Source organism: Streptomyces sp. MH60 (assembly GCF_002939385.1).
Lineage (GTDB): Bacteria > Actinomycetota > Actinomycetes > Streptomycetales > Streptomycetaceae > Streptomyces.
Genome location: NZ_MULI01000083.1, coordinates 19,201 through 29,465, shown reverse-complemented (window position 1 = coordinate 29,465; position 10,265 = coordinate 19,201). Strand labels below are relative to the sequence as shown.

At 72.3% G+C, this 10,265-nt stretch carries 12 protein-coding genes and 1 pseudogene; 5 read left to right on the top strand and 8 right to left on the bottom strand.

Annotated features, from left to right (window positions below; all coding sequences use genetic code 11):
• The 4 genes and pseudogenes from BZZ08_RS32590 to BZZ08_RS32575 form a co-directional block, all read left to right on the top strand.
• Positions 1-429, top strand: a pseudogene (locus tag BZZ08_RS32590) (histidine kinase); the annotation flags it as partial.
• Entirely contained in the window at positions 426-845 is a 420-nt protein-coding gene (locus BZZ08_RS32585; RefSeq protein ID WP_003972853.1) for a roadblock/LC7 domain-containing protein, read from the top strand. The pseudogene BZZ08_RS32590 and the gene BZZ08_RS32585, both read left to right, overlap by 4 nt.
• A 1-nt stretch (position 846) precedes the next feature.
• Positions 847-1,206 carry a DUF742 domain-containing protein gene (locus BZZ08_RS32580; RefSeq protein ID WP_104635799.1) on the top strand — a complete coding sequence of 120 codons (360 nt, stop codon included), beginning with the start codon at positions 847-849 and terminating at the stop codon, positions 1,204-1,206.
• A complete protein-coding gene (locus BZZ08_RS32575; RefSeq protein WP_198601828.1) occupies positions 1,193-1,804 on the top strand; it encodes a GTP-binding protein in 612 nt (203 codons plus the stop codon). Before BZZ08_RS32580 ends, BZZ08_RS32575 begins: the two co-directional genes overlap by 14 nt.
• A 34-nt stretch (positions 1,805-1,838) precedes the next feature.
• Here BZZ08_RS32575 and BZZ08_RS32570 read toward each other — a convergent pair whose 3' ends face one another.
• The 8 genes from BZZ08_RS32570 to BZZ08_RS32535 form a co-directional block, all read right to left on the bottom strand.
• Entirely contained in the window at positions 1,839-2,801 is a 963-nt protein-coding gene (locus BZZ08_RS32570) for an ABC transporter substrate-binding protein (RefSeq protein ID WP_104635798.1), read from the bottom strand.
• Between the two features lie 74 nt (positions 2,802-2,875).
• Positions 2,876-3,541, bottom strand: a complete 666-nt coding sequence (locus BZZ08_RS32565) for an ABC transporter permease (protein ID WP_104635797.1) — start codon at positions 3,539-3,541, stop codon at positions 2,876-2,878.
• Positions 3,538-4,239 (bottom strand): ABC transporter permease, encoded by a 702-nt coding sequence (locus BZZ08_RS32560; RefSeq protein WP_104635796.1) that lies wholly within the window; start codon positions 4,237-4,239, stop codon positions 3,538-3,540. Before BZZ08_RS32560 ends, BZZ08_RS32565 begins: the two co-directional genes overlap by 4 nt.
• Complete coding sequence (locus tag BZZ08_RS32555) at positions 4,236-5,390, bottom strand: ABC transporter ATP-binding protein (RefSeq protein ID WP_198601827.1); 1,155 nt, start codon at positions 5,388-5,390, stop codon at positions 4,236-4,238. The genes BZZ08_RS32560 and BZZ08_RS32555 overlap by 4 nt, the downstream gene beginning before the upstream one ends.
• A gap of 228 nt (positions 5,391-5,618) precedes the next feature.
• Positions 5,619-6,026 (bottom strand): peptide-methionine (R)-S-oxide reductase MsrB, encoded by a 408-nt coding sequence (gene msrB, locus BZZ08_RS32550; protein WP_104635794.1) that lies wholly within the window; start codon positions 6,024-6,026, stop codon positions 5,619-5,621.
• Positions 6,027-6,039: 13 nt separating this feature from the next.
• Positions 6,040-7,428, bottom strand: a complete 1,389-nt coding sequence (murC, locus tag BZZ08_RS32545; protein WP_104635793.1) for a UDP-N-acetylmuramate--L-alanine ligase — start codon at positions 7,426-7,428, stop codon at positions 6,040-6,042.
• A 63-nt stretch (positions 7,429-7,491) separates the two neighbouring features.
• A complete protein-coding gene (locus BZZ08_RS32540; protein ID WP_198601826.1) occupies positions 7,492-7,965 on the bottom strand; it encodes an indole-3-glycerol phosphate synthase in 474 nt (157 codons plus the stop codon).
• A gap of 217 nt (positions 7,966-8,182) precedes the next feature.
• Positions 8,183-8,977: a pyrimidine reductase family protein gene (locus tag BZZ08_RS32535; protein WP_104635791.1), complete on the bottom strand. Its 795-nt coding sequence runs from the start codon at positions 8,975-8,977 to the stop codon at positions 8,183-8,185.
• Positions 8,978-9,137: 160 nt separating this feature from the next.
• Between BZZ08_RS32535 and zapE the strand changes: the two genes are divergently transcribed.
• Entirely contained in the window at positions 9,138-10,250 is a 1,113-nt protein-coding gene (gene zapE / locus BZZ08_RS32530; protein ID WP_198601825.1) for a cell division protein ZapE, read from the top strand.
• The last annotated feature ends 15 nt before the right edge of the window (positions 10,251-10,265 follow it).

Genomic DNA, 10,265 nt, shown 5'->3' with positions numbered 1-10,265 from the left:
GGCGACGAACGGTCCGTGCGGCCCGTACGGTCGTCCCGGCCGGCGCCCGCGAGCCGGTCCGCGGCCGCGGTGGGCTCCGCCGGCGACTCACTCGACGGCTCCCGGGACGAGCGCGGCGGCCTGGCGCCGCTGCCCCGCCGGGTGCCGCAGACCAGCCTCGCCGCCGAACTGCGCGACGAGGACCCGGACGGCCGCCGGAACGGCTCGGCGGGCGCGTCCGGGGACGACTACGCCGACTTCACGGCCGAGCGCGCCGCCTCGTCCCTCGCCGGGTTCCAGCGCGGCACACTGCGGGCCCAGACCGATGAGGACACCGACACCGCGGCGGACGACGACACCGACACCGACACCGGCGGGCAGGTGTTCTCCTCCGCCGCCCCCACGACCCCGACCGCCGACCGCCGATTGCCGACGAAGGACACGCGATGACCCGACCCTCCCCCGCCACGCACACCGAGCTGGACCAGTTGCTCACCGGACTCGTGGAGCGGGTCGCCGACGTGAACCAGGCGGTGGTGCTCTCCGAGGACGGGCTGGTCGTCAGCAAGTCCACCGGGTTCCTGCGTGACGACGCCGAGCGGCTGGCGGCGACCGCGTCGGGCCTGATGAGCCTCAGCAAGGGCGTGAGCATGGACTTCCGGGGCGGCCCGGTGCGCCAGGCGCTCATCGAGATGGCCAACAGCTACCTGATACTCACCTCCGCGGGCCCCGGCGCGCACCTGGTCGTGCTCACCGGGCCGAACGCCGACGTCGGCGTGGTGGCTTACCAGATGAACATGCTGGTGAAGAAGATCGGCGAGCACCTGAGCGCGGCACCGCGGGCCACCGCCGGCCCCGGCGAGTGACGTGACCGGAGGCGACGCGGGGGGCCGGCTGGTGCGGCCGTTCACCCTGACCGGCGGCCGGACCCGGCCCAGCCGCGCCGACTTCACCCTCATCACGACGGTGACCGCTCTCGACCCGCAGCCCGCCCGGGCCCCGCGCCCGCAGCCCGAGCACCTGCGGATCCTGCGGCTGTGCGCCCGGCCGGTCGCCGTGGCGGAGATCGCGGCCCGTCTCGACCTGCCGGTGAGCGTGGTCGTCATCCTGCTCTCGGACCTGCTGGAGGCCGGCCGGATCACCGCGAGGCCGCCGCACCCCGTCTCCCACGCCACCGAGGACCTGGACCTGCTGCAGAAAGTGAGGGACGGCCTTGGCCGGCTCTGAGCGCGTCGCCGAGACGCCCACGGCATCCGCACGCTCCACCGCGCCCGAGGCGGTGAAGATCCTCATCGCCGGTGGTTTCGGCGTCGGCAAGACCACCATGGTCGGGTCGGTCAGCGAGATCGCCCCGCTGCGCACCGAGGAACCGCTGACCGCGGCGGGGCTGGACGTCGACGACCTCAACGGCATCGAGGAGAAGCGGGCCACGACCGTGGCCCTGGACTTCGGCCGGATCACCATCGACCGGGACGTCGTGCTGTACCTCTTCGGTACGCCCGGTCAGCAGCGTTTCTGGTTCATGTGGAACGACCTGGCGATCGGTGCGCTCGGTGCGGTGGTCCTGGTCGACGTCCGCAGGCCCGAGTCGAGCTTCGCCGCGATCGACTTCTTCGAGCGGCGGGGCATTCCGTTCGTCGTCGCCGTCAACGGCTTCCACGGCCGGCACCCGTATCCGGCCGCGGAGATCCGCGAGGCCCTCGCGCTGCCGGAGCACGTGCAGGTGCTGCTGTGCGACGCGCGGGAGCGGACCTCCAGCCGGGACGTCCTCCTCGCCCTGATCGACCAGCTGATCGACGCCGCGACCGGGGCCGCGGCGTCGTAGCGCGTCGTCTTCGGGTGTCGCCCTCGGGCGTCCGTCAGACGAGACCCGTGGACTTCAGCCACGCCTTGGCCACGTCCAGCGGGTCCTTCTTGTCCAGCTGGACCTGTGCGTCCAGGTCGAGGAGCGTCTCGGTGTCCAGCTTGGCGGAGACCGCGTTCAGCGCGGCCACGCCCTCCTTGTTCAGTCCGTCCTTGGCGACCAGCGGGGTCACGTTCGCGTGGCCGAAGAGGTTCTCCGGGTCCTTCAGGACGACGAACTTCTCCTTGACGATGGTCGGGTCGGTGGTGAAGACGTCCGCCGCCTGCACGGTGTTCTTGGTCAGCGCCGACTGGGTCAGCGGACCGCCCGCGTCGAGCGCCTTGAAGGACTTGAACTTCAGGCCGTACACCGACTCCAGGCCCTTGAGCCCCTGCTGGCGCGTCTGGAACTCGGGCGATCCGCCGATCACCAGGTCCGGTGCGACGTCCTTGAGGTCGGCGAGGGTCGACTCGGCGGTGAGGCCGTGCTTCTTCGCGGTCTCGGCGTTGACGCTCACCGAGTCCTTGTTCTCGGCCGGTGACGACTCCAGCAGCGTCAGCTTCTTGTCCAGCTTGGCCTTCGCCGCCTCGTTCACCGCCTCGACGGACTTCTGCCGGGCCTTCGGGTCGAGGTAGGCCAGCAGCGAGCCGTTGTACTCCGGCAGCACGGTGACGGAACCGTTCTTCAGCAGGCCGTACGTCGTCTCGCGGCTGCCGATGTTGTGCTGGTAGGTGACCTTGAGGCCCTTGGCCTTGAGCGCCTCCCCGTAGATGTCGGCGAGCAGGGTGCTCTCGGCGAAGTTGTTCGAGCCGACGACGACGGTGCCGGCCTCCGCCTTGTCACCCGCGAGGGGGTTGTCGGAGGTGTCGTCGGAGCCGGAGGAACAGCCCGCGAGCAGCGCCGCGGCGGCGGCGAGCGCGAGGGCCGCCGCGCCGGTGTGCCTGGTCCTGGACCTGCTGCTCTTCGCGGTGAAAGTCATTCGTCGATCCAAACGATCCGGTCGCCGCTCAGTCAAGAACGGCCTGGTTACGGTTTCTTCACCCCGGTGCGCCGTCATCGTCTGCGCACCCCCGGCGACACGGCCAGCCGCCCGACCGCCCAGAACACCGCGAGGGTGACGAGCGCCATGAGGGCGACCAGCGTGGCGCCGCCGACCACCTTCTCGTAGTCGCGCTGGTAGAGGCCGTCGATGATGTAGCGGCCGAGCCCGCCGAGGCTGACGTACGCGGCGATGGTCGCCGTCGACACGACCTGGATGGCGGCGGAGCGCAGCCCGCTGAGCACCAGCGGGAGGGCGACGGGCAGTTCGACCCGGAAGAGGATGTCCGTCTCGCGCATGCCCATGCCCCGCGCGGCGTCCACCGGGGAGGGGTCGACGGAGCGGACGGCCTCGTAGGTGGTCACCAGGATCGGCGGGATCGCGAGCACGACCAGCGGGATCATCACGGGCAGCAGACCGATGCCGACGGCGACGGCGATCAGCACCAGCAGTCCGAAGCTGGGCAGGGCGCGGGCGGCGGTGGCGACGAAGGCGACGGCGTTGCCGCCGCGCCCGGTGTGCCCGGTCAGCAGCCCGGCGGGCAACCCGATGGCGGCGGCGAGACCGAGGGCCATCAGCGTGTACTGGACGTGTTCCAGCAGGCGTCCGGGGATGCCGTCGTAGCCGTGCCAGTGGGTGCTGTCGCTGAAGAAGGCGTTGACGAAGTGGAGTACGTTCACCGGGCCGCGGCCTCCTCCGGCTCGGGCCGCGCGGCGGCTTCCTTCGGGCGTTGCCGCTTGCCCCGCGGCAGCCACGGGGTCAGCAGGTTCCGGGCCAGGACGAGGAGCGCGTCGCACAGGATCGCCAGGACGGCGGTGGTGAGGACGGAGTTCACCGCCAGCTCGGGACGGCCGTACTTCTGGGCGTCCGCGAGCAGGTTGCCGAGGGCGCCCTGGTTGCCGATGAGGGCGCCGACGCTGACCAGGGAGATGCTCGCCGACACGGCCACCCGCAGCCCGGCGAGGATGGCGGGCACGGCGATCGGCAACTGCACCTGGAGGTAGCGCCGTACGGGCCCGAAGCCCATGGCCGTGGAGGCGGCCAGCGTCTCCTCGGGCACCGACCGGACGCCGTCGACGATCGCCGGGACGAGCACCACCAGGCTGTACACGGCCAGCGGGATCATCACGGTCAGTTCGGTCTGGCCGGTGTAGTCGATGAGGACCACGAAGACGGCCAGCGAGGGGATGGCGTAGAAGACGGTCGTCACACCGAGCACCGGCGGGTACAGCCAGCGGAAGCGCACGCACAGCTGGGCGAGGGGCAGCGCGGCGAGCAGCCCGGCCAGGACCGGCAGCAGCGCCTCGCGCAGATGCAGGCCGATCAGGCCGAAGTAGGTGTTGCCGAGGTCGCTCGGTATGTCGAAGAAGCCGTTCACGGGGCGACCTTCGTGACCTCGGCGGGCTCCTCGGTCCGCGCGTCGCCGGGGTCCGCCGCGCCATGGGCGGAGCGGATCGCCTCCGCGATGGTCTGCTGGGAGACGACGCCGGTCACCCGCCCGTCGGAGTCCACGGCGACGGCCCAGCCGGTGGGCGAGAGCACGGCGCAGTCGAGCGCGGCCCGCAGCGAGTCGGTGCCCGGCACGAACGGCCGCCCGTAGGACAGCAGCCGTCCGGCCGCGAGGTCCCCCGCGGCCAGGTCGCCCGGCTCGGCCCAGCCCAGCGGCCGGTCGTCCGCGTCGGTCACCAGCAGGTGGTCGGCACCGTCGGCGGCGGCGAGCTGCTCGGCGGTGGCGTCGGCCCGCACGACCGGTCCGGCGCTCAGCTCCAGGGCGGCGGAGGGGAAGAAGGAGAGCCGCCGGATGCCGCGGTCGGCGCCGAGGAAGTCCTCGACGAAGTCGTCCGCGGGGTCGGACAGCAGCTCGGCGGGCGGTGCGAACTGGGCGAGCCGGCCGCCGGTGCGCATCACCGCGACCATGGTGCCGAGTTTGATGGCCTCGTCGATGTCGTGGGTGACGAAGACGATGGTCTTGCCCAGTTCGTCCTGGATGCGCAGGAGTTCGTCCTGGAGTCCCTTGCGGACGACGGGGTCGACGGCGGAGAACGGCTCGTCCATGAGCAGCACCGGCGGATCGGCGGCGAGCGCCCGGGCCACGCCGACGCGCTGCTGCTGGCCGCCGGAGAGCTGGTACGGGTACCGCTTGGCGAGCGAGGTGTCGAGCCCCACCCGTTCCATCAGCTCGGCGGCCCGCTCGCGGGACTTCTGCTTACCCCAGCCGATCATGCGGGGCACGGTGGCGATGTTGTCGAGGATCGTCCGGTGCTGGAAGAGCCCGGCGTTCTGGATGACGTATCCCATCGACCGGCGCAGCGTGGTGACGGGCTGCTGCTGGAGGTCCTCGCCGTCGAGCAGGATCGTTCCCTCGCTGGGCTCGACCATTCTGTTGATCATCCGCAGGGTGGTCGTCTTGCCGCAGCCCGAGGGACCGACGAGGACCGTGATCGAACGGTCGGGTATGTCCAGTGACAGCCGGTCGACCGCCACGGTGCCGTCCGGGTACCGCTTGGTGACTGAGTCCATCCGTATCAAAACGCCGAATACCCTTCGGGTCTGGCAGAAGCTGCCCGCTCCGGCCGCGGTCGGTGGGGCCGTCGCCGGTCGAGTGTAGACGGCTGGTCCGCGGGGCCCCCGTTGCTCCGGGGCGACTCCTTCCCGCTGCTCCGGCGTTCACACCGCAAACCCGTCCGACGGCGGCGGCCGGGAGCGACGGTGTCCACCGTGCCGCTCCCGGCCGCCCGCGCGCCGGCCCGGTCGGGCTCAGCCCGCCTTCGGCTCCAGCCGCAGGGAGATGCTGTTGATGCAGTACCGCTGGTCGGTCGGGGTCGAGTAGCCCTCGCCCTCGAAGACGTGTCCGAGGTGCGAACCGCACCGGGCGCAGCGCACCTCGGTGCGCACCATCCCGTGGGAGCGGTCCGCGATCAGCTCGACCGCGTCGGTGTCCTTCGGGTCGTAGAAGGACGGCCAGCCGCAGTGCGACTCGAACTTGGTCGTGGAGGTGAACAGCTCCGCACCGCAGGCGCGGCAGGAGTAGACACCCTCGGTCTTGGTGTCGGTGTACTCACCGGTGAAGGCCGGCTCCGTGGCGGCCTCGCGCAGCACCGCGTACTCGGCCGGGGCCAGCTCCGCCCGCCACTGCTCGTCCGGCTTCTCGACGTCGTACGACATGAGTCTCAGCCCCTTACTTCGACAGCTCGTCCAGGATGCGCGGTCCGAGGTCGGTGACGTCGCCCGCGCCCATGGTGAGAACGAGATCACCGGCCTTCGCCATTCCCGCGACCAGCGCGGGCGCGGCGTCCTTGTCGTGGACCGGCGTGACGTCCGCGCCCGCCGCGCGGGCCGCCTCGATGATCAGCTCGCTGGTGATGCCCGGGATCGGGTCCTCGCGGGCCGGGTAGATGTCGAGGACGACCGAGGCGTCAGCGAGGGACAGTGCCTGGCCCATCTCCTTGCCCAGCTCCTGGGTGCGGGAGAAGAGGTGCGGCTGGAAGAGGACCAGGATGCGGGCGTCGCCGACGGCGGCGCGCATGGCCTCCAGGTCGGCCGTCATCTCGGTGGGGTGGTGCGCGTAGGAGTCGACGACCTGGACGCCGGCCGCCTCGCCCTTGAGCTGGAGGCGCCGCTTGACGCCCGTGTACGCGGCCAGCGCGGGGGCCAGCTCGGCGGCGGGGACGCCGAGGGCCGCGCCCGCGGCGAGGGCGGCGACGGCGTTGTGGGCGTAGTGGCGGCCGGGGACGGAGACGGTGAAGGTCAGCTCGGCGCCGTCCAGGACGACGGTGACCTCGCTCTTGAGCCCCTGCGGGACGACCGACAGGATGCGCACGTCGGCGTCCTCGGACTCCCCGTACGTCACCGTCCGCACCGAACCGGCCAGCCTGCGCGTCAGCTCCCGGGCGCCCTCGTGGTCGGCCGTGATCACCAGGGTGCCGCCGGGGACGATCTTCGCGGCGAAGGTCTCGAAGGACTCGTAGATCTCGTCCATCGACGCGTAGTTGGCGTGGTGGTCCAGCTCGACGTTGAGGACGATGGCGACCTCGGGGGCGTACTTGTGGAAGCTGCGGTCGCTTTCGTCCGCCTCGGCGACGAAGATCTCCCCGTCGCCGTGCAGGGCGTTGGAGCCGGGCGCGTCCAGGTCGCCGCCGATCGCGTACGACGGGTCCAGGCCCAGCTCGGACAGGGAGACCGCCAGCATCGAGGTGGTGGTGGTCTTGCCGTGGGTGCCGGCCACGGCGATCGGACGCAGGCCGTCCATCAGGGCGGCCAGGGCGTCGGAGCGGTGCACGACCGGGATGCCCAGCTCGGCGGCGCGGACCAGCTCCGGATTGTCCTCGCGGATGGCCGAGGACACGACCACGCAGCTCGCGTCGTCGGCGAGGTGCTGTGCCGCGTGCCCGATGTGCACCGTGGCGCCCAGGGCGCGCAGCGCGCCGGCGGTCGCGGAGTCCTTGGCGTCGCTGCCCGCCACCTCGGCACCGCGCTGGGCGAGGATCTTGGCGATGCCCGACATCCCGGCTCCGCCGATGCCGATGAAGTGCGGTCGGTCCATGGCGGTGGGAAGGCCGGGTGCCATGCGCTGTTCTCCCAGGGTGATCCGTCGGTGGGCGCGCCCCCTCGGCGGGGGCGCGGCACCAGCCTATGCCTTGCTGTGGGAGAAGAGTTTCAGGACCGGTACGCCGACCTTGTGCCGGGCCCGGGAGGCCCAGTCCCGGTGGAAGAACTCCTCCACGTAGTGGGGGTCGGTCAGGACGATCACCTCGTCGGCGGCGACCTCCATGACCACGGACTTGAGCTCGTCCAGCGGGTGGTCCTCGATCAGCCGGCCCTCGGCCTGGGCGCCGGACGCGCGCAGGGCCGTGAGGGACACCTCCAGCGCCCGCTCCCCGACGCTCTGCGCCTCCCGGCCCTCCGGGGTCTCCCCCTCCCGCACGGCGTCGTCCAGCTCGCCGAGCGCGACGTCGTCGATGGCCCGCAGCAGCCGGTCCGCCTGATCGCCGCGCGGCTGGAGCAGCACGTGGAAACCGACCTGCTCGTCCCCGTGCAAGGTGGTGACGAACTCCACGTCGGCGGACGTCAGGGCCTTCTCGATCATCAAAACGCTTGTGAACACCAGGCGCCCCTTCTCCTTCGAGGGCCCGCGGGCCCACCCTCCGTAGGCCGTACCAGACCCTGCGGAAACCATCCTGCCCCGTGATCGCACGGGTACTGCCGGAATCAGTGTGCCCGGCGCGGACTAAACGGAACGGAAGATTCCGCCGATTCCCGGATGTGCGGTAACGATCGAACGCCGGTCCGGTCGCCGCCGTGCGCACCTGCCCGGATTCGCCCTAGTCACGCCGGTAACGGCTGAAGAGGAAACCTTCCTCCTCCAGCAGGGACGCCAGTACGAACCGCCGTGGGACCTCGACCGCCGGTCCGCCCGCGATCCGCTGCGCGTCCCCCGCGGTCAGCATCGGGGAGACGGTCAGGCACAGCTCGTCGAGCACCCCGGCCGTGACGAACTGCCCCAGCAGCCGCGGGCCGCCCTCGGTCAGCAGCCGGGTGTGCCCCAGCTCCGCGAGCGCCCCGAGGGCACGGGCCGGGTCCACGCCGACGCCGTCACCCGCGATCACCACCCGGGCCCCGGCCCTCTCGGCGGCCGCGATCCGGTCCGGGGCCGCGGCGGCTCCGGTCAGCACGAGGGTGGGCACGAGCGGGGAGGTGAACAGCGGAAGGGAGAAGTCCAGCTCCAGGCTCGCGCTGACCACCGCGATCACCGGCACGGGTGGCTGACCGGCCGCCCGCCGCGCCTCGGCGAAGTCGGGCCGTACGCGGGCCGGCCGGTACCCCTCCTGCCGTACGGTCTCGGCACCGGCGATCACCACGTCCGCCAGTGCGCGCAGGGTGCCGAAGACACGCATGTCGGTCGCGCTGGAGATGGGCTGGGAGCGGCCGTCGTGCTGGGCGGCGCCGTCGAGGGTGGAGACCATGTTGGCCCGCAGCCACGTCTCCCGGTCCCCGTCCGGCTCGGGGTAGGCGTAGGCGGCGGCCAGCTCGGCCAGGCTCCACTCCCGGTCGGTCTCGGAGCCGCCCGGGCCGACGGTCGGATCGGTCACGGCGGGCACGGGGAACAGGCGTCGCATGGGGTGCAGTGTTCCACGCGACCGACACCCCAACCCCGCAGGCCGACGCCCTGCCGACCCGCACGACCGCACCCCGGCGCCCCGACCCGCGCCACGTCCGCCCCCGCCCGCGGTCCGGGCGGCGGCGCGGCCCTCCGGGCAGGCCCTACCATTGAGTACCGTGTCGTCCTCCTCCCCCGCCTCCGTTCCCGCCCCGATAACCGGGACGGCTCCGGCCCCGGTCTCCCTGTGCGCCCGCGAGCCCCACGTCCCCGCGGACCGTCTGGTCGCCGAGATGGTGCCCCCGCCCCGTTTCGACTCCGTCCGCTTCGGGACGTACCTCCCGGACCCGAACCAGCCCAGCCAGAGCGAGGCCGTACGGGTCCTGGAGGACTTCGCGGGCGGGCTGGGCGAGGCGTCCGGCGCGGCCACCGGCAGGCGCGGCTTCTTCGGGCTGGGCCGCGGCAAGGCGCCGAAGACCCCGGCCGGACCCCGCGGCGTGTACCTCGACGGCGGCTACGGCGTCGGCAAGACCCACCTGCTGGCCTCCCTGTGGCACGCCACCCCCGCCGAGCCCTCCCGCAAGGCGTTCGGCACCTTCGTGGAGCTGACCAACCTCGTCGGCGCCCTCGGCTTCCAGCAGACCGTGCGGACCCTGTCCGGGCACCGCCTGCTGTGCATCGACGAGTTCGAGCTCGACGACCCCGGCGACACCGTCCTCGTCTCCAGCCTGCTCGCCCGGCTCGTGGAGGCCGGCGTGGCACTGGCCGCCACCTCCAACACGCTGCCGGGCAAGCTCGGCGAGGGCCGGTTCGCGGCGGCCGACTTCCTGCGCGAGATCCAGGGCCTGTCCGCCCACTTCCGCGCCCTGCGCATCGACGGCGAGGACTACCGCCACCGCGGTCTGCCCAAGGCCCCGGCGCCGTACTCCGACGAGCAGGTGACCCGTGCGGCGCGGGCCACCGAGGGTGCATCCCTGGACGACTTCCCCGCCCTCCTCGACCACCTCGCCCGCGTCCACCCCAGCCGTTACGGTGCCCTGACCGACGGTCTGACGGCCGTGTGCCTCACCGGGGTGCGCCCGGTGCCCGACCAGTCGACGGCGCTCCGGCTCGTGGTGCTCGCGGACCGGCTCTACGACCGCGAGGTGCCCGTCCTGGCCTCCGGACTGCCCTTCGACCGGCTGTTCAGCGAGGAGATGCTGAACGGCGGGTACCGCAAGAAGTACTTCCGGGCGATCTCCCGGCTCACCGCGCTGGCCCGGGACGCCGCGCGCCTGGTCGACACGCCCTGAGGGCGGCCGGAGCAG